Source organism: Mesorhizobium sp. NBSH29 (assembly GCF_015500055.1).
In the GTDB taxonomy this organism is placed as follows: domain Bacteria; phylum Pseudomonadota; class Alphaproteobacteria; order Rhizobiales; family Rhizobiaceae; genus Neomesorhizobium.
In genome coordinates, this window is the sequence record NZ_CP045492.1 from 2,531,251 (window position 1) to 2,550,850 (window position 19,600).

The window sequence follows — 19,600 nt, forward strand, 5'->3', positions numbered from 1 at the left end:
CACAGGAAAAAGGATGACAGATGGATGATGCTGTTGGAACTAAACATTTGATTTTAAAGGGCATCAATAGTACAAACTGCATCCCATGAGAGAGATACGTTGGACCTCAGACATTATTGAGAAGCAGCGCCAGCTACGACCGGGTGACAGGAACTATTCCAACGAATGGGTAATGATCCGCGCGTACGCGCTGCACCTGAACGACCAGGGCGTGAGACCGACGTATGCACGTATCCGGGAGATGCTGGACAGTCTTGGACGCGGCTACACCGGCCAGCCCTGCCAGATATTCGAGGCCTTGCGGCGGCTCTATATGCACGGGTTGCTGGATCAATATCCGAACGGGAGGCGGGTGCGGGTGGGCGATAGGTTGTATCGGAGCATAAGGGCGGCGGCGAAGGGTGAGCACTGCCGACAGTCGGCAGTTGCCGAGCGCATCGCTAAAGGCGAGCCCGGCTGGTCGTTCATTGACTAATCGGCAGACGACGCCCGCGTCCCCTTGGCGTGCTCGGATGCCATGGCCTCCCACAGCGCCTCGGGGAACGGGTCAAGGCGCCAAAACTGAGCGCCGGTCGGGCGGCCATACTGGCTCACGAGCTCGTCGCCGCCGCCCTCAAGCGCGACGATGCCGGGAGCCGTTCCCTCCAGCGAGCGGGCTAGGCGCTCGGCCTCGCGCAGGTCGCGCAACGTGTCAGACCAGGAGCGCGACGCCATCGAGCCCCTCCGCGAGGGCAAGGTCACCCTGCACTTGCTGGTACTTCTCCAGGAGGGCGATGAGCGAAGTCCTGTCCTCGGATGGCATGCGGGCGATCACCATCGGGTCGAGTGCGCCGGAGCCAGATGCTTCCCCTGCAACCTGTAGGAACGAACCGAGCCGTTCGGGCCACCGCAACCGCAGCAACACCTCAGTCAACCGGTCCGAGGGGCGCACCTCGTCGAAGGAGCGCGTGAAGGCATGCCCGAGGACGGCGGTGAATGCGTCGTCCATGGCCACGGCGTACCGCGCCCGAAATTCGTGGTCACGGCGGCGGTGATCATGAATGGTGGATGTGCTGACCCCGAGCTCCTCGGCGGCGCGCTTGGGGCTCCCCGTGCGGCCGATGATTTCCAGGACCGCGTCCTCCACCTCTGGCGACCACCGACGATCCAACTCGGGCCGTCTGCGCCCCTCGGCAAACCGGAGGGCAGCCTCCTCGGTTCGATCCTTAGCCATATGATGCCTCCGTGCCTTATATCCCGTGCACCGTGCGCCCCGTGGGCTCGCCCGCACGCCAGCACTTCTCAAAATTTTGAATCCGCTACGCTGGGACACCCCGTTCCAGGGGAGCCCACGGGGCATATGGAGACCCCAGGACGCCGGCCTGCTGCTCCGGGGAAGTGGGTTGTTTCGCCCTTCTCGTCGGGCTTGGGGCCGGGCCGGGGAAAAGGCTCCCTCCAAGTGCTTGCAATGCTTGGCCTTTTCGGCCTCCCGGAGGGACGTAAGACAGACGATCCCTTGTGTCTGCGCCCCAGGCCGCCGCTTCGCTGCTCTGCCGCTGGCACCCACACCAACGTGCCGACTCCGGCCTTGCCCTCTCGGTCGGGCTGGCTACGCTGGTGCTAGCGTGGGCGTCGCCTGCGGCACTCGCGAGGAAGGTATGGCTGGGAGGCCTCCATTATCCTCGCGCGCGAGGACATACGGAATGCAGGCGGCCATCGAGACGTCGCCAAGGCTTGGAGAGCAGCGCCGAAGTACACGCCATGCCTGAAGGTCGAAGCCAAGGCGGCGGCATTCCCTATCGACCAGGGAGAGGCCCCATATGGGCTACAGGCCTGAATGCTTTGAGGACGCTTCGGTCGTTTTGGGAAAGCTATGCGTCCGGTCTAAGTGCATGATCCGTAAGAAAAATGACGCTTTAGACGCCTGACGCTTCGTTTTCGACTTCTGCGTACCGGAATTTCTCGTCGCTCCGGCTCATATGCCCCTAAGTCCGGCCCATGATCCGAAGCTGAATTTTCATAGAACCGATTTATATACTGTCTAAAGTGTCCTTAGTGTCTAAGTATAAGATATATATAGCTTTTTCGTCTGACACTTTGAGGATCGGAAGCGTCTCTAAGTGTCCGGTCCCGTGCATCCCGTGCATCGGATGAAACCGGGGCCCTCCCTCGGTGGTGAAGGGAGGGCATCGCCAGTCAGTCGAACATGCCGGAGGCGCCAAGGCGCTCCTCAAAGAGCCGTCGAGCCTCGGCCAGCGGTGGAACGGTCCAGGCCCTCTCGCCGGTCTTCGTCTTGCCGGTCTGAAGGCCGAGCGACCTTCCAGCCGTCGCCAGAGCACGATGGCTGGCCTTGGCGCTGAAGACCCTGTTCGTCTTCAGGAAGCGGTCGTAGTCTTCCAGAAGTTCCCCCTTCGAAACCGGATCGAGTTCCGCAGGTCCCTGGTCCCAAGCGACAAGCTCCGTGACAGGCAGTGATCCTCGATCCAGCAGCGCCATCCACCACTTCGACGCAGGATCAAGGCTCAAAGCCTTTTGTTCAGCAAGTGCCTGCGTCTTCGGGATGCCACGAGAAGGGTGCCAACCTTCGATGTCCATCGCCAGCAGGTCGTGGAGCATCGCGGCAAGACCGCCAGCCGCCATCTGGGCGTTGAGCGCTCCAAAGAAAGCCTTATCGTTGCGGCGTGCATCAGACACGTCGAAGACCGCAAACCTCCGAGCATCGAGCCCTGCGGGAATGACCCACTCGTTGTTGCTCGCCATCATCAGGTGGATGAGATTGCGGCCGGGGACGATGTCAGCGCCCTTGCCCTCGAACGCTATGACCGGCTCCGTCACGAGCTGTTTCAACACTCCTTCCGCCTCCTTGTGCCCCGGCCAGAACGCCTCGTCGGCGAACAGGAAGGCAACGGTGCGCAGGTGGGCGTTGAACCGACCAGCAAACTGAGCAGGCGACGAAACCGTGAGGCCGTGTGTCCCCGTGATCTGCATGAGTGCGCGGCCGAGCGTACCCTTGCCGGTTCCTTCCCGACCGCGAAAGGTGATCGCCGCTTCAGGCGATGTGCCTGGGTGCTGGAACATGAAGGCCATCCAGCGCAGGACATAGTCCGAGGATGCGCGGTCTCCCGAGCACAGCACCTGCTCAATCAGTTCGCGCATTGTAGACCAATTGCCTGGCTTCGGCTCGACCGCCCAGCCACGCCAGAGGTTGAGCTTGCCGCGATCACGTCCCTCAGGATCAAGCACGATGCCGGGATACTTGCGCCGACGAGGGCTTGCCAGCCAGAGTTCGGCAACACTGACTTCACGCCGACTGCCCATTGCCTTCACACGCTCATCCTCATGAAAGTGGAGAAAATCGGCGCGAGACATCTTGGTCCACAGGCGACGCGGCGGATCGAAGATGCCATCCTCGTCTTCCATGAACACCGCGAACTTGCCGCCATTGAGGACGACGCAGAAGCGCTCGTTCATCTGTTCGATGAGGTCACGCTCCCGAGGTTCAGGTGCGTCCGTTTCTTCTACAGGGAAATCGTCCACTGGGTCCGACCGTTCTGCGGCCTCGACCAGATCGCCACGACCTGCTTCGTGCAGCGCCTTGTAAAGGGTAAGGCGCGTCACCGACTCAGGGCGATCCCTGCCGAAAGACTCCCACCTTGCACGCGCCGTGTTGAGCCTGTCGGAATAGTCCGGGTCTGTCGCGCACCAGTCGAGGAAGGCGTCGATACCATCCCCGCCAGTCGCATGGTGGCAGGCCATGGCGATTGGAAGCCAGAGGTCGTTGCTGCCGAAATCGCGCGCATCCAGGCCTTCCAGGAGCTTCGAAAGCTGTTCGGAAGTCATCGCGCCGTCTACGGTCGCCGAAGATGCTGCCGGCCTCCGTAGCAAGGTCAGAAGCGCATCCGGTACGTTCGGCACGGTCATATCGGAACCGAACAAAGGATCCCAATCGTAACGACGGCCGTTTGGATGCACCGAAGGAGGAACGACCACCTGGCGGCCGACAGTCTTGAACTCAATGCCTGGATAAAGTTCAGGCAATGCGTCGCGCACCCGCATATCCGCAGGCTTGCGCATGTACAGGTGAAATCCACCGCCTCCTGTCTCTACCGTTGGCCCATGAGGCAATCCCATATCTGCGATCAGCCGCGCGAGCGGATTGTCACCAGCCGGGTAGTTCCTCGGGTCAGCGTCAATCACAAGCTGGTCGTCCCTAAGCCGAGCGCCAAGGTTCTTCCCGCACGCAAGATGCGCCGCCGCCTCTGTTTCGGTCAGCGGCGTTTGACGGCGCCAGCCGCTATGCAGCGGGGCCTTGCCGATGGGGCGGCCCTTGGCATCGACGGCGTCGCGGCGGTGGAGCGGGATGAGGTCGAGGAGCAATGGCGTCGCCGCCACCGAGGGCGCGGCATCCTTGAAACCGACGTCGCGCTTGAACTCCGCTCCGTCTTTCTCCAGAAGCCTGCTCTCGGGCGCGTCGATGACAGCGGCGCGCCCGCTCTTCGTTTCAAGCGGGCTCATGACAGCGCCTCCCTGCCGAACGACTCTACGAACTCCCGCAGGTCGCGCACGGCATACAGGACCTTCCGGCCCATCTTGATGTATCGCGGGCCACCGCCGCGCGAGCGCCACTCGGCAAGCTGAACCGCCGAGATGCTGGTGAAGACGGCTGCGTCTTCTGTATCGAGGTATTCCCTGTGCGGCGTCCTAAGACCCGCTTCGATGCGATCGAGGCGCACCAGTGCCTCTCTGACAAGGTGTTCCATGTTCGGCTCCTTTCCGATCTATGTCCGATCGGGAAAGGCTACCGAGGCGGCAGGTCATGACATACCAACACTTCATGCCGGACCGTGTGGAGGGCGTTTTCAGCCGCCCCGGTGCTTGACCAAGGCGGCGCAAACCTTCTCCTGCGCTTCACGCATATGGCCGAGAAGATGAGCGCGGGTTACGTATCCCCATGTCACACCGGCAGGCCGATGGTTCATCAGGAGCGTGACCGTCTGCATATCCACGCCTGCCTCAAGCGACCACGTCCGGTAGGTGTGCCGCATCTGGTGTGGTGCGTGGGGAAATTCGTCGGTGCGGCGCATTTCCTCGATGTGGCCGGACTTGCTGGTAATCGAGGGGAAGACGAATGGGCTTTCTAGCGGAGCGGTCTCCTGCCTGACCCTTTCAAGGACTTGAAGCAGGTGGCGGGGCAGCGGCAGCCGGAAGGCTCTGTCAGCTCCACCCTTGGGTGACGGGACCGTGAGCACGCCATCAGCGTCCAGATGTTCCCACCGCATCGACCGTGCATCGTGCGACCGCAGGCCAGTCAGCAGCATGACCGTCCAACACGCCGCCCTGACCTGATCTTCCATCGTGTCGAGGCAGCGCCATGCTTCGGTAAGGCCTGCGGCGTCCAGTGCCCACTTGCGCGGAGCCTCCTTGTTCATCCTCACCGCGCGGCTGACCGGGTTCGGCGGCAGGTCCTGGGTACGGGCTGCGTCGTTGTAGACAGCCTTGAGGGCGCGCATGGCACCGTTCGCTCCGTAGGGTCCATTCTTCTTGGTGATCTTCTCGTGGAGGGCGCGGACTGTCTCGCGGTCGAGCTTGTCCAACGGAATATCGAGGATGGACCTCAAAACGCCGACGACCTTCTCCTCGTACCAAGCCACCGTGCTAGGCTGAAGTTCGGCACCTCTGGTTTCCTTGTACCGTTCCCAAGCCGACCGCAGGCTCGGCACCGTCCGCTTCGCTGTCCGTGGGTCCTCGCCACGCCGGAGCGCCAGCTTCAGTTCCGCTGCTTTCTCGCGAGCTGTCTTGAGGCTCACCTCGTCGGTGCGACCGATGATGATTGAGACGTAACGGTTGCTCCCGTCGTTGATCCTGCCCACCAGCTTGTAGCTGGACGACTTGCTGCCTACGACAATGCGCAGGCCGGACACGTCGGCGTCGTAGACCTGCTGTCCCGCCTCGTGCTCCTCGGCTATCTTGTTGACCGTTCCCTGTGTTAGTTTGGTACCCATGTTTCGTGATCCTCATCTTCGAGCCCGGACCCGAAGTCAGGCCCGGTACGAGACCAGGTCCGACACGGCCCTACACGATGATGATGTCGCGAAACTCAGGGGGCGTAAGCCATGAAACGGCTCGACATATCCCCATATGTCATTGATTTTAAGACTTAAAATCCCTCGATCTTCGATCGTCCGGGTTCGATTCCCGGTGTCCGCACCAGTCTAAGCCCCAAACTCCGCGATTACGCTCAAAAACGCCGGTCCATAGCGGTCAAGTTTGGTCTCGCCAATGCCCGCGAGGCGGCTCAACTCGCTGCGGTTTGCGGGGCGCGTTTGCGCCATCTCCACCAGGGTCTTGTCATGAAAGATCACATAGGGCGGCAAGTTTTGGGTGCGGGCGATCTCGCGTCGTTTTTCGCGCAGCGCCTGGAATAAGTTCTCATGCTCGTCCGGCAACATGCGGGTGGCAGCACTTGCCGCAGGTCTATCGGAGCGCAGGGGCTTTGGTCGCGGCTTGCGCAGCATCAGGGCAGGGCGCTCCTTCAGGAAGGTCACGCCAGCGTCCGTCAGATGCAGGCCGCCATGGCCGGCAGTATCGGTTGCTGCCAGCCTTAGCGCCAGGATCTGGCGTAAAATGTCGCGCCAGAGCGGGCGGGGATATTCCTTTCCAATGCCGTAGGTGGATAGTGTGTCGTGGCCATTGCTGGTAATCTTCTCGCGTTCTGAGCCAAGCAGAATGTCTATGATATGCGCCTGCCCAAAGCGCTCGCCGCTGCGGTAAATGCAAGACAGCGCCATTTGGGCCGGCACCGAGCCATCAAACATTTCGGGCGGATTGATGCAGGTATCGCAATTGTCGCAGGGCGCGCAGTCATCGTCGAAATAGTTGAGCAGTGCGCGCCGCCGGCAGTGCGCGGTTTCCGCCAGCCCCAACAGCGCGTCGAGCTTTTGCCGTTCCACATGCTTGCGTATATCGGGCGCATCCGATTCGTCGATAAAGCGGTTGCGCTGCACCACATCGCCGGTGCCATAGAGCATAAATGTCTGTGCCGGCAGCCCGTCGCGTCCCGCCCGACCCGTTTCTTGATAATAGGCCTCAATGGAACCGGGCAGGTCTAGATGCGCTACAAAGCGCACATCCGGTTTGTCGATACCCATTCCAAAGGCGATAGTCGCCACCATGATAATGGCCTCGTCGCGCTGAAAACGCTGCTGCGCGCGCTCACGCGCCTTACGCTCCATGCCGCCATGATAGGCAAGGGCTGTATAGCCTTGGCCAACCAGCCATTCGGCGGTTTCCTCCGTCTTGCGCTTGGACAGGCAGTAGACAATACCACTTTCGTCTTTGTGTTCCTGCAGGAAGGCCATCAATTGCCGGCGTGGGTCGTCCTTTTCGGCAATCGTGTAGCGAATGTTTGGACGGTCGAACCCGTCGACGAAGCAGTCGCTTTCGCTGATCTGGAGAAGATCACGGATCTCACCGCGCGTTGGCGTATCGGCGGTGGCGGTAAGTGCTACGCGCGGAACGTTGGGAAAGAGCTCGGCCAGGTCGCGGAGCGCCCGGTAATGGGGACGAAAGTCATGCCCCCATTGTGAAAGGCAATGTGCCTCATCAATGGCGATGAGCGAGAGCTGTATCTGCTGCAACCCGGCCAGAGTTGCATCGCGCATCAGGGTTTCCGGCGCTACATAGAGAAGGTCAAGGTTGCCATCGCGCATCTGCCGCCACAAGGTCTGGCGTTCCTCCCCATCAAGATCGGAATTGAGCGCTGCCGCCCGTACTCCCGCTTCCTTCAGCGCAGTTACCTGGTCCATCATCAGTGCAATAAGTGGCGAAATCACCAGACCCATACCTGAGCGCGCTAATGCGGGTATCTGGTAGCAAAGCGATTTTCCGCCACCCGTCGGCATCAGCACAAAGGCGCTGTTGCCCGCCACTATATGGCGAATAATATGCTCCTGCATGCCGCGAAAGGCACCAAACCCGTAAACGGTCTTGAGAATATCGAGAGGGTCGGAATGCATGGCAGGCCTGGGGAAGAATCAAAGGATAGGCATGGGATAGCAGGTTGGTGCCACACTGAGCGACGCTATAACCACATTTACGCCAAGGCTTGCGGTTTGCACGTGTCCGAACGGACTACAATTGATCCATCGTGTTGCAGTTCCCCCGCTCTGTTCGAAATCGCTCTGCCCACTCCCTGTTAAGATAATCGCGCTGCTGGCGGATGGTGACGCCTACTTCTTCGCTCTCGGCGCGTGGCAGGGAAACGCCCATGAATGATGCGACCGCTTGCACAGCGCTGCGTGGTGCATCGACGAAATCCTCATAGATGAGCCGCAGGGGCTGGATACCCGTGCGGGCAAAAAACAGCTCCCAGCGTGCCGTCTCGACGACAATAGCCCGCAATTGCGTCGCGATCAGATCCGGATCAAAAACCGGCTCGCATATGGCAATCTGACTGGCGCGATACTGCCCCGTCTGCAATGCCCGGGCCCATGAGATCGCCTGTGCAAGCACGTTTCGCCGGGTGAGGAGAACCAGACGAAGTTCAGGCAATGCGTCAAACCAGGAAATCTCACCGGAGATCCAGTCATGCTGATGCGCAAATATTTTGAAGGCATAAATTCCGTTCGACGTGGCGCCGACTGACAGGATTTGCTCGACTTGGCCCGGAATGTCGTCTGGGTATGCTGGGTTTTCAAAAACCCGCCGGCCGCGCCAGTTGAAATATTCGAGCGGCTGCCCCAGCACGCCGCTGGCCGAAAGATGCTGGCATAGAAAATTGCTTCCAGATCGGGGCGACGTGCAAATGGCATAGCCGCGACTTGCGGGGAGAGGAGCCATCAGTGCTATCGTCCGCGCAGATGAAAGCGTTTGCGAATGAAGGCGGGCAGAAGCCCCTGATATATTTTGCGCGCGGACGCGATGTGCCCGGCTAGCGTGGAAATCTGGTTCGACTGCAAGGATAGCTGGTTGGCTTGCGAAGAAATCAGGTCGGATTGGGAGGAGATCTGCGTGGATATTTGCGTCACTGCATCGGAAAGCGCGGTAAAATGTCGATCCACCGTGCTGATTCGCAAGTCAGCCTCGTCACCGCTCTCACGCATGAGCCTTAGCATTTCCTCTTGATCCCGCGGATAGGGCCAGCCGTGCAATTCACGCACCAGCGCCATCCAACGCCGTTGCGCAGAAGAAACGACAAGTTCTTCAATCCACTCTGCGGTGGCCAGCGCGCCGGCTTCGGGTGAAATGGGCGGTGCCTGCATTGCGCGCTCATAGACTCGCAGATGCTCGGTGACAAAATTTTCCGTACCGGCATGAACGCGGAAATAAGTGCACACCTTTCCAGCATCGTCTGCGTCATAATTCTTGAGCGCTTCGATCAGTGTTTCTGGGGTTGTGGGGCGTGTCAGGATCCCTACACCAAGGTTGTAGCTACGCCAGCGCTCCATGTTTTCGGTCGAAAGCATTCCAGCTGTTCCGCGTGCATCGCAAACAACGACAGCGCAGCCGACCGCAGCCGCCTCGATCGCCATGCGTGCGGTAGCAAAAACCACGTCATAGGCAGGGAGTTCGTTTTCCAACTCATTAGAAAACCGAGCTGTACCCGGTCCAAGTTCATCAAGAGCGATACCGGCTCGTTCGCAGACGTCGCGGACAGCCGCCAGATGCTCAACGTTCTTCGTTAGCAAAAGCCCCCGGCGCGGTTCGGCGGGAAGCGGCATGCGTTGCTGGTAACGCTTGAGATCGACAGCATTGTAGATGAGCGACAATCTATTGGCAGGAACGCCACGCGAGAGGCTGCGTTCGGCGCACGCCTCATCCACTGCGATCCACTCCCTGATCTGAGGGTGAGGCATGGGCACCTCCACTTCGAAGAACGCACTGTGGCAGGAATAAACAGCCGGAACGTCGGGAAAGCGCGCCATTGCCGTGAGGGCGGGAGAAAGATGCTGGGCGTGAATGACGTCGGGCTTGTCGACGATCTCGGCAATGCGATCGACTACATGGTGGCCGCGGCGCCGCAATTGGTCAGCCATTTCGCCAATTGTAGGCGCTAGCAGCATGGTCTGGTGGCCCGCGGCGCGCAGTCCGTCGGCCAATAATTGCACGACAGTCTCGGAACCACTTTTATTGGAGACGAAAAGATTGGTGATGAGAATTCGCAACTGAACGCTTTTTGGTTTGAGAGAGAGTCTGGATGCGGATCACACTTGTACGGCGCTGACAGGACTTGCAAGCTATTCTTTCAAAAAGCTGTTCATTTACAAATGGTTGCAAGGAATTCGGCCAGCTTCCGCTGGTTGTTTGACGTCAGTCTTCATTTCGTCAATTGAAGGATAGAGGCCAGCGAGTCTTAGAAGGAAGCGCTGCTCGACCAAGAACAAAAAAAGGATCGAGACTGCTGTGACAGACAAGGTTGGCATCGCTCTCATTTTGGCGCATCCGGGCCATGAGCTCCGCGTCCACCACTGGCTCGAACAGACCAAGCCACGGGTCTATTTGTTGACAGATGGTTCGGGCGGGCGGCAACCCTCTCGCACCCATTATTCGAAAACTGTCGTTGACGCCGCAGGCGCAACGCAGGGCGCGGTATTTGGCGATATTCCCGATGGCATTTGGTATGATTCATTGCTGGCCAGAGACACTGGCTTTTTCATCGAAGTCCTGGGCAGGTTCCATCGCGATCTTGAGCCGTTCGATGATGTTCAGATCATTGCAGACGCTGTCGATGGGTATAATCCCATGCACGACTTAGCCCATGCTTTTGGCACTGCGTTAAACGCAATGCATGGCGACGAGCATCCCCTTCTATGCTCCGCCGCCATTCCGCATGTTGCCGGCAAAGTGGAGCTGGATCTTCATCTGGACGCGGCGGCAAAGGCGCGGAAGCAAGCCGCAGTTGAAAACTATCTGCCTCTCGCCGAAGAAGCGCGTCGCATCCTCGAGCAAGACCCCAAATCGCTCGAGAACGAATATTTGATTTCCCAGAATTTTGACTGGAACGCTTCCTGGACGCCCGCATGGGAACGGATTGGCCGCGATCGTGTTGCCAAGGGCCTCTACGAGACCTGCATCACTTACGCCGAAAACGTGCAGCCCGTCGCGCAAGCGCTGATCCGTGAGGGCCGAAAGAGCACTGGCGTCGCGTGAGTTAAGTCTCCTCGACAAACACCGCGTCACGTTTCTTGCGGATGGAGGGCAAGAACACGACCACCAGTACAGCCAGCGCCAATCCAAGCAGGACCGCGCTAATGGGCCGTGTGAAGAAAGTGGTCGGGTCGCCGCGCGACAGGATCATGGCGCGGCGCAGATTTTCTTCCAGCAACGGCCCGAGCACAAAGCCAAGAAGCAAAGGGGCAGGCTCGCAGCGCAGCTTCAAAAGCCCGTAGCCAAGCAGGCCGAAAAAGGCGACCGCGTAAAGGTCGAACACATTGGAGTTGACGCTGTAAACGCCGATAGAGCAGAACGCCATGATGATCGGGAAGAGTACATAATAGGGGATGGTCAGAAGCTTCACCCAAAGCCCGATCAACGGCAGGTTGAGCACGATCAGCATCAGATTGCCAATCCACATCGACGCGATAATGCCCCAGAACAACGCAGGCTGTTCAGTGGCCACATTGGGACCAGGCACAATGCCCTGAATGATCATGGCGCCAATCATCAGCGCCATCACCGGATTGGCCGGAATGCCAAGCGTCAGCATCGGAATGAAGGAAGTCTGCGCACCAGCATTATTGGCTGATTCAGGACCCGCCACGCCGGCAATCGCACCCTTGCCAAACTGTTCTGGATGTTTGGAGACCCGTTTTTCAACCGTGTAAGAAGCGAAGGAGGCAAGGATTGCGCCGCCGCCTGGCAAAATACCAAGGGCTGAACCAATGGCGGTGCCGCGCAAAATGGGCGCCGCCATCTGGCGAAAATCATCGCGTGTTGGCATAAGCCCCGACACTTTCTTGATCAGCACGGAACGTTCATTCTCGTTTTCAAGATTGCGCAGAATTTCAGCAATGCCGAACACGCCGACAGCGACGGCGACAAAATTCAGACCATCTGAATATTCGCGAATGCCAAGCGTGAAGCGTGGAGTGCCGGTGTAAATATCAGTGCCCACAATGCCGAGTAGCAGGCCGAGAACCACCATGCCCAGCGCCTTGATGATCGACCCATGCGCCAGCGCGATGGAGGAAACGAGGCCGACAACCATCAAGGAAAAATATTCAGCCGCACCGAATTTGAGCGCGATGATGGTGAGGGGTGGGGCAAACAGCGCAACCAGAAAGGTCGATACGGTGCCGGCAAAGAAGGAGCCGATGGCAGCGATTGCAAGGGCTGCCCCAGCACGCCCCTGACGGGCCATCTGGTAACCGTCAATCGCAGTGACCGCCGAGGAAGATTCGCCCGGCATATTGATCAAGATGGCCGTGGTCGATCCACCATATTGCGCGCCGTAATAAATGCCCGAAAGCATGATCAGCGAGGAAACAGGATCACCAATCTGGAAGGTAATCGGCAAGAGCATGGCGATTGTAGCTGTCGCGCCAATGCCCGGCAGAACGCCGATCAAGGTGCCAAGTAAAACGCCAATCAGGCAGAACATCAAGTTCAGCGGTGTTGAGGCCGTAGCAAAGCCAAGCGCGAGATTTGAAAAGAGTTCCATCGCTCAAAATTTCCTTAAAACGGCAGCCACGGGCCGAAATTCTGGAAGGGCAAACCTAGCGCCTTGCTGAACACCCCATAGGAGAACACCGCGACCGCTAAAGAGAGCGCCAATGCCGGCAAAAGCTTCATGCGTGCCGATGCAAAACAGGCAATGAAAGAGGTGATAAAGATGGCTGGCATGAAGCCAAGCCCACGCACAGTCAGGCCAAAAAAGATCGGCGCTGGCAAGATCAGGAAAATACCGCGCCAGGCAATCGGCCCGATGGGCTCACCCGCCACGCGCAAGGCATCTACAAGAACTACAAAGCCAAGCAGGATAAGAATTACCGCCAGAACAAGCGGGAAATAGCCCGGCCCCATCCGAAACGCCGAGCCTATCTCCAATGCGTATGACTGGATGGCAAAGGACGCACCAAGCCCGATAAAAAGCGCAGCACAAAGGCCGTTGGTGGTGTCGATGGTAATAGGTTTCAAAGCCCGCTCCCCCGTCATGCTTTCAAAAGCATTTGTCTTTTTGGATAGGTGTTGGTTCCAGAGAGAAGTGGCCGCACAAGGGCTTCGTGCGGCCACCCTGAAACCTAGTCGGCGTATTGGCCTGCGGCATCGATGACTGGCTTCCAGCGATCAATTTCGTTCTCAAGCTTCGCCTTCAATGCGGCAGGCGTCGCATCTTCCTGGGAAGAAGGCTCGGTGCCAAGTTCAGCAAAGCGCGCCATCACATTTTCATCTTTGAGCGCCAGCTGAAGCGACTTCGACAAGCGTTCAGTGATTTCCGATGGCGTGCCTTTTGGCGCGTACACGCCGTGCCAAATGCCAACCTGGAACCCTGCAAGACCGGCTTCCTCTGCTGTTGGCAGGTCGGGCAGAACGTCCAGGCGCGCAGGTGAGGTGACAGCATATGCCTTCACGGTGCCAGCCTGAATCTGCTTGGTGGTGTTGGTGGTTTGATCGCACATGATATCGACCTGACCGCCTAGAAGGTCAGTCATGGCCGGACCGGTGCCCTTGTAGGGAACAGTCACTAGCGGCGTTTCGAGCGCGCTCATGAACAACATACCACATAGATGCGAAGCAGCGCCGATTCCTGCGTTGGCTACAGTCACCTTGTCCTTGTTGGCCTTCACATAGTCGATCAAGCCCTTCATGTCGGTAGGCTCAAAATCCTTGCGCGCCAAAATCGTCATAGGCACTTCGGTCACGAGGCCGACATATTCGAAGGCGTTCAGCGTGTCATAAGCAAGCTTGCGGTAAAGCGTGGCGCTGGTGGCCATTCCGATATGGTGAAGAAGCAGCGTGTAGCCATCCGGTTCGGCATCCGCGACGCGACCCGCACCCAGCGTTCCACCAGCGCCGCCGACATTTTCCACGACGATCTGCTGGCCGAGATCCTTGGACATGGCTTCAGCAATGAGGCGTGTAACGGTGTCGGTTGGTCCTCCAGCCGAAAATGGCACGACAACAGTAATTGGGCGCTCAGGATAACCTTGCGCGCCCGCCTGTGCAGCCAGGCCGAGCAGTGCTGCGCCCGCGGCGAGCGAAGTGAAAAAACGTTTCATGGACATCCTCCCAAAAACAAAAATACTGACTGCCCGATGCACGGCTCCTCCCTGCATCAGCATTCGCGTCATCTAGCGGCGCTAATCGGCATGGCGGCAACGCTATGTGGCCGTCAAAATGAGGTTGTTGGAATATTTGCGCACGCGATGGGTGGAAAAGGTAACATTCGAGCCCGTGTGCGGGTGCAAATTCACCCAAGGAAAGCGCGTGCCGAGCAAAAACCTCATCGTTTCAGGGGCTCTCTCCGCTCAAGTCCGTATTTCTGCATCTTCTCATAAAGCGTCTTGCGCGAGATCCCCAGTCCCTCATAGACCGGCTTCAAGACACCCCCGCTAGCCGCCAGCGCTTCCGCAATCACACCTCGCTCATAGTCAGCCACGCGCCCACCGAGCCGGCCGGCGCCTGTGTCGGGTTTCACTCCTTCCAAGGGTCCTGCAAGGCCAAGGCCGAGCACATAGCGATCGGCGGCATTGCGCAGTTCACGCACATTGCCAGGCCATTCGCGTCTGGTAATTTCGGCGACAACGCCGGGAGCAATAGCGACCTCATCGCGCCGATAGCGCGCAGCAGCCTCATTGACCAGTTGCAGGAATAGCAGCGGCACGTCCTCACGCCGCGCGGAAAGTGAGGGCATGCGCAGGGTCACAACATTGAGCCGGTAAAAAAGGTCTGCGCGAAACCGTCCAGCGGCTATCTCTGCTTCAAGATCAGCCTTGCTTGTAGCGATGAAACGTACATCCAGCGCGACCGCTTCATTTGAGCCAAGACGTGTGATCGTGCGTTCTTGAATAACGCGCAGCAACCGTGCTTGAAGATCAATCGGCATGGATTCGATTTCGTCCAAAAGCACGGTTCCCCCGCGCGCATGTTCGAATTTGCCGAAACGCGCGCGCATCGCGCCGGGAAATGCGCCTGCCTCATGCCCGAAAAGCTCGCTTTCAATCAGATTAGCGGGCAGGGCGGCACAATTGATGGCGACAAAGGGCTTGGTGGCACGTCCGCTAATGTCATGCAGTGCACGTGCCGCAACTTCCTTGCCTGTACCGGTCTCGCCAATTACCAGCACATCTGCATCGGTGGGCGCGACGGCGCGCAATTGGTAGCGCAGATCTATCATCGGCTGCGTGCGTCCCGGCAATCGTGCTTCGATGTCGTCTCGCTTGCCGGCGACAGCACGCAATTGGCGGTTTTCCAGAACCAGTCGCCGCCGGTCGAGCGCGCGCGCGGCCACATCGACAAATGTTTGTCGGTTGAACGGCTTCTCGATAAAATCATAAGCGCCCTCGCGCATGGCTTTTACAGCAAGCTGCACTTCACCATGGCCGGTTGCGAGGATCACTGGAATGTCACTATCAATGGCGCGAATATGGCTCATCAGCGTCATCCCATCCATGCCCGGCATTCGGATGTCGGTTATGACGATCCCATTGAATCCCTGGGTGATATAATCGAGCGCGCCTTCGCCGCCGGCAAAGTCCTGAACGCTAAAGCCCGCAAGATCCAAGGATTGCGCCGTCGAACGCCGTAACTCGTCCTCATCGTCAATAAGCAGAATGACCGGGCTTTTCATTCCGCCGCCTCGCGAACCGGAAGCTGCGCAGAGCTGAGTTCGATGGTGAAAAGTGCGCCACCTTCTGCCGGATTCAAAACGGAAAGATTTCCACCGAAATCCTTGATTATATTATAGGAAATGGAAAGACCCAGCCCGAGCCCCTTGCCCACGCCCTTGGTGGTAAAGAAGGGGTCGAATATACGCTCGGCAATAGCAGGCCCGATGCCCGGTCCATGATCGCTAACACTGATTATAACCTTGGACCCTTTGCGTTTGGCCAGCAATTCTATCTCCCTGTTCTCTTGTCCTTCAACCGCATCAGCCGCGTTGGAAATGAGGTTGACCAGAACCTGCTGCAGGCGAATTGATCCAGCACGTACGATAAGTGGCGTCTCGCCAAGATCAATGCGGACCGTGGCATCGGCTGCTTTCAGCCTCCACGCAATGATTTCCAGCGTGTCGCGCACAGCATCTGTCAGCGGTACGGGGCTGAGTTTTTCATTTGGCTTGCGCGCGAAATTGCGCAAATGACGGCTTATTGAAGCCATGCGGTCAGTCAGGCTGGAAATGCGCAGCACATTCTCGCGTGCTTCGTCCATACGGTTGCGTTCAATCAGAATGGCGGCATTATCTGCATAAGATTTTACCGCGGTGAGGGGTTGGTTGAACTCATGTGAGAGCGCCGCTGACATCTGGCCAAGTGCCGCCAGCTTGCCCGCCTGGATGAGGTCCGCTTGTGTCTGCCGCAACTGTTTTTCGGTTACCCGCCGCTCACCCACTTCGCTTTCCAGCTGCCGGTTGACCAGTGCCAGATCGGCGGTGCGCTCCGCGACGCGGTGCTCCAGCTCGGCACGTGCCGTCGATTGCATCGTCATCCGCTCAGCAAGGCGTGCACGCCGTTGCAGCAGAATTGCTGCAGTAAGCGTCGCCAAACCAAGCAGCAAAAGGGCTGCAATCACGCTGGTGAGCGCCTGTGACCGTGCCGAGCTTGTGTCGAGGAGCACGCTCACGGTCCATCCAGCTTCCGGCATAGGCTCGCCAAGGACAAGATATTCGTTAGCAGCGCCGGGCGTGGTGATAGTCATCAAGTCATGCCCGTGCTGGTCTCGCCTGCGGTCCACTGGTAGTTCGCGCAGCTTCGCATTGGCGTAGCGCCGCGAAGCGGTGGTCAATGCCAGTCGGTCTTCTGTCAGCGGTAGCATTCCGGAATACAGCCATTCCGGCCGCCCGCTCATGAAGATGATACCTTCAGGATCTGAAACGAGAATCTCGTAATCACCACCTTTCCAGGATTCCTCGATCGGTTCGATATCGATCTTGAAAACGACGACCCCCGCAATCTGGGCGCCGATCAAGACCGGTGAAGAAAAATAGTAGCCGCGTTTCAGCGAGGTGGTGCCCAGGGCGAAGAACCGCCCCTGCCGCCCTCGCATGGCGTCCTGATAATAGGGGCGGTAGTTGAAGTTCTCGCCAACGAAGGTTGATGGCCCATCGAAGTTGCTTGCCGCGATAGTCTCGCCGCCCGGTATCATCACATAGACATCCGAGGCAGAGAGCTGGCCGTTGATCTGTTTGAGGTAGAGGTTTGCACGTTGGCGCAATGCGGGATTGCCCGGATCGGCCAGCAATGCCTCGATGTCCTCGTGGTCGGCAATCAGCGCCGGCAGTGATTCATAGCGGCTCATCTGCCCGCGCAGCACCGCCACCGCCAGCCGCAATGTGGTCTGCCCGCGCGAAAACGTTTGGTCGAGGTAGATGCGCGTGGCCAGCGACGTGCCGAAGATTGCAATCACCCCCACGGCCATTATGACGGCAAGCGCTGCCCAGACCACCCGACGCCCGATAAACAGCTTTGCGAAATCCATATCCGGTGCACGGCCCCTTTCGGTCTCAATACAATGATGAGGGTCGTAGGGGCAACGTGCGCCGAAACCGGCTAGTGTCGGTTAGATTGTGAGGGTAGGGCTGGACTGGAACTGGTCAAATCACGCAGACCTTGGCACAGTTGCCAAAATCGGAGCTTTTTGTAGATGCCCAACCGCCCCCACGATCCGTTCAGAAAACCCGCGCCATGGGCCGAATGTGCAACGCAACTGGTCGATGTCGCCATGGGTCGCCGGGCTGCCGATCTTGTGGTGCGCAATGGCCGCTGGGTGAATGTGCATTCGGGCGAAATCATTCCAGCAACGGATGTTGCCATCACGGCCGGGCGCTTCGCCTACTGCGGGTCAGATGCCAGCCACGCTATCGGCGAGGGTACAAGAGTTGTCGATGCGGCTGGGCGCTATCTGGTGCCGGGCCTCTGCGATGCGCACATGCATGTCGAAAGCGGCATGGTGACAGTGACTGAATTCTGCCGAGCCGTGATCCCCCATGGCACGACGTCGATGTTCATCGACCCACACGAGATCGCCAATGTACTCGGCCTGGAAGGTGTGCGTTTGATGCACGATGAGGCATGCGTGATGCCGGTCAATGTCTACGTGCAGATGCCATCCTGCGTGCCTTCGGCACCCGGGTTGGAAAATGCTGGCGCTCAATTGTCTGTCGCCGATGTCGAGGAGGCCATGGGTTGGGAAAACATCATTGGCCTTGGCGAGGTGATGAATTTTCCAGGGGTTGCTTCCAATGACCCGGTGATGGCCGGCGAAATTGCTGCCACCATGCGCGCCGGCAAGACCATCGGTGGTCACTATGCCTCGCCCGATCTCGGTCTGCCTTTCCACGGCTATGTCGCGGGCGGGCCTGAGGACGATCATGAAGGCACCCGCGCGTCTGATGCGATTGCGCGCGTGCGCCAGGGAATGAAGGCCATGATGCGGCTGGGCTCTGCTTGGTACGATGTGGCGACCCAGATCAAAGCGGTGACGGAAGAGGGCCTCGACCCGCGCAACTTTATCCTCTGCACTGATGACAGCCATTCGGGTACGCTGGTCAAGCAAGGCCACATGGACCGCGTCGTGCGCCACGCCATCCAGCAGGGGTTGAGCCCTGTCACAGCGATCCAGATGGCAACGCTGAACACCGCGCAGCATTTCCGGCTCGAGCGCGAACTGGGGTCGATTACGCCCGGTAGGCGTGCAGACTTCCTGATTGTCTCGGATCTGGCATCGCTTGCCATCGACGAGGTTTTCGCGCGCGGCGTGCGTGTGGCAAAGGGCGGAAAGCTCGATATAGATATTCCGGCTTACGACTATCCGCCTGCTGCCAAAAAAACCGTGAAGCTGGGTAAGGTGATTACCGCAGGGGATTTTGATATTGCCGCACCACACGGCGCCAACGAGGTGCGAGTGCGCGTCATTGGTGTTATCGAGAACCAGGCGCCGACGCGCGCACTCGAGGCTGATCTCGATGTCACCGATGGCATCGTCTGCATGGACCGCCGCGAGGATGTCTGCCAGATCGCTCTAGTAGAGCGCCATCGCGGCACGGGCGGCGTGGTCAACGGCTTTGTCTCTGGCTTCGGCTACATGGAGGATTGCGCGCTGGCCTCGACGGTCGCCCATGACAGTCACCATATCATCGTCGTCGGCACCAACAAGGACGACATGGCGCTCGCCGCCAACCGACTGGGCGAGGTCGGTGGCGGCGTGGTACTGTTTTCAAAGGGCAAGGAAGTAGCGCTGGTCGAAATGCCAATCGCCGGTCTGATGTCGGACGAACGCGCCGAAGCTGTTGCCGCCAAGGCTGAAAGACTGGTGGAGGCGATGCGCGCTATGGGCTGCTCGCTTAACAATGCGTACATGCAGCACTCGCTTCTGGCGCTGGTGGTCATCCCCGAGCTGCGGATTTCCGACGTCGGCATCATCGATGTGACCACCTTCCAGAAGGTCGATCTTTTCGTCTGACTGA

At 58.9% G+C, this 19,600-nt stretch carries 16 protein-coding genes; 3 read left to right on the forward strand and 13 right to left on the reverse strand.

From position 1 onward, the window contains the following. Nucleotides 1-85 precede the first annotated feature (85 nt). Nucleotides 86-475, forward strand: a complete 390-nt coding sequence (locus GA830_RS12705; RefSeq protein WP_195162206.1) for a hypothetical protein — start codon at nucleotides 86-88, stop codon at nucleotides 473-475. On the opposite strand, the gene GA830_RS12710 is transcribed toward GA830_RS12705, so the two are convergent. The 8 genes from GA830_RS12710 to GA830_RS12745 form a co-directional block, all read right to left on the reverse strand. Then, on the reverse strand, nucleotides 472-735 hold the full coding sequence (locus GA830_RS12710) for a hypothetical protein (RefSeq protein ID WP_195162207.1): 264 nt from the start codon (nucleotides 733-735) through the stop codon (nucleotides 472-474). The two genes, GA830_RS12705 and GA830_RS12710, sit on opposite strands and share 4 nt — an antisense overlap. Continuing rightward, the gene (locus GA830_RS12715) at nucleotides 692-1,213 is read right to left on the reverse strand and encodes a hypothetical protein (protein WP_195162208.1); all 522 of its coding nucleotides are present in this window, start codon (nucleotides 1,211-1,213) and stop codon (nucleotides 692-694) included. The genes GA830_RS12710 and GA830_RS12715 overlap by 44 nt, the downstream gene beginning before the upstream one ends. A gap of 962 nt (nucleotides 1,214-2,175) precedes the next feature. After that, on the reverse strand, nucleotides 2,176-4,494 hold the full coding sequence (locus GA830_RS12720) for a bifunctional DNA primase/polymerase (protein WP_195162209.1): 2,319 nt from the start codon (nucleotides 4,492-4,494) through the stop codon (nucleotides 2,176-2,178). After that, nucleotides 4,491-4,739 carry a helix-turn-helix transcriptional regulator gene (locus GA830_RS12725; protein ID WP_195162210.1) on the reverse strand — a complete coding sequence of 83 codons (249 nt, stop codon included), beginning with the start codon at nucleotides 4,737-4,739 and terminating at the stop codon, nucleotides 4,491-4,493. The genes GA830_RS12720 and GA830_RS12725 overlap by 4 nt, the downstream gene beginning before the upstream one ends. 99 nt (nucleotides 4,740-4,838) lie before the next feature. Further along, nucleotides 4,839-5,981 (reverse strand): tyrosine-type recombinase/integrase, encoded by a 1,143-nt coding sequence (locus tag GA830_RS12730; RefSeq protein WP_195162211.1) that lies wholly within the window; start codon nucleotides 5,979-5,981, stop codon nucleotides 4,839-4,841. A gap of 210 nt (nucleotides 5,982-6,191) precedes the next feature. Next, nucleotides 6,192-7,994, reverse strand: coding sequence for a DNA helicase RecQ (gene recQ, locus GA830_RS12735; RefSeq protein ID WP_195162212.1), 1,803 nt, complete (start codon nucleotides 7,992-7,994; stop codon nucleotides 6,192-6,194). Nucleotides 7,995-8,109: 115 nt separating this feature from the next. Then, nucleotides 8,110-8,817: a Stf0 family sulfotransferase gene (locus tag GA830_RS12740; RefSeq protein ID WP_195162213.1), complete on the reverse strand. Its 708-nt coding sequence runs from the start codon at nucleotides 8,815-8,817 to the stop codon at nucleotides 8,110-8,112. A 5-nt stretch (nucleotides 8,818-8,822) separates the two neighbouring features. Beyond that, nucleotides 8,823-10,142, reverse strand: a complete 1,320-nt coding sequence (locus GA830_RS12745; RefSeq protein ID WP_195162214.1) for a glycosyltransferase family 4 protein — start codon at nucleotides 10,140-10,142, stop codon at nucleotides 8,823-8,825. A gap of 238 nt (nucleotides 10,143-10,380) precedes the next feature. Between GA830_RS12745 and GA830_RS12750 the strand changes: the two genes are divergently transcribed. Further along, complete coding sequence (locus GA830_RS12750; protein WP_258045427.1) at nucleotides 10,381-11,127, forward strand: hypothetical protein; 747 nt, start codon at nucleotides 10,381-10,383, stop codon at nucleotides 11,125-11,127. A gap of 1 nt (nucleotide 11,128) precedes the next feature. On the opposite strand, the gene GA830_RS12755 is transcribed toward GA830_RS12750, so the two are convergent. The 5 genes from GA830_RS12755 to GA830_RS12775 form a co-directional block, all read right to left on the reverse strand. Then, nucleotides 11,129-12,637 carry a tripartite tricarboxylate transporter permease gene (locus GA830_RS12755; RefSeq protein WP_195162215.1) on the reverse strand — a complete coding sequence of 503 codons (1,509 nt, stop codon included), beginning with the start codon at nucleotides 12,635-12,637 and terminating at the stop codon, nucleotides 11,129-11,131. A gap of 14 nt (nucleotides 12,638-12,651) precedes the next feature. Then, nucleotides 12,652-13,113, reverse strand: coding sequence for a tripartite tricarboxylate transporter TctB family protein (locus GA830_RS12760; protein ID WP_195162216.1), 462 nt, complete (start codon nucleotides 13,111-13,113; stop codon nucleotides 12,652-12,654). Between the two features lie 104 nt (nucleotides 13,114-13,217). Beyond that, the gene (locus tag GA830_RS12765; RefSeq protein WP_195162217.1) at nucleotides 13,218-14,195 is read right to left on the reverse strand and encodes a tripartite tricarboxylate transporter substrate binding protein BugD; all 978 of its coding nucleotides are present in this window, start codon (nucleotides 14,193-14,195) and stop codon (nucleotides 13,218-13,220) included. Between the two features lie 224 nt (nucleotides 14,196-14,419). Next, complete coding sequence (locus GA830_RS12770) at nucleotides 14,420-15,766, reverse strand: sigma-54-dependent transcriptional regulator (protein WP_195162218.1); 1,347 nt, start codon at nucleotides 15,764-15,766, stop codon at nucleotides 14,420-14,422. Continuing rightward, on the reverse strand, nucleotides 15,763-17,613 hold the full coding sequence (locus GA830_RS12775) for a sensor histidine kinase (protein WP_195162219.1): 1,851 nt from the start codon (nucleotides 17,611-17,613) through the stop codon (nucleotides 15,763-15,765). The genes GA830_RS12770 and GA830_RS12775 overlap by 4 nt, the downstream gene beginning before the upstream one ends. A 165-nt stretch (nucleotides 17,614-17,778) precedes the next feature. On the opposite strand from GA830_RS12775, the gene ade reads away from it, so the two are divergent. Next, complete coding sequence (gene ade / locus GA830_RS12780) at nucleotides 17,779-19,596, forward strand: adenine deaminase (protein ID WP_195162220.1); 1,818 nt, start codon at nucleotides 17,779-17,781, stop codon at nucleotides 19,594-19,596. The last annotated feature ends 4 nt before the right edge of the window (nucleotides 19,597-19,600 follow it).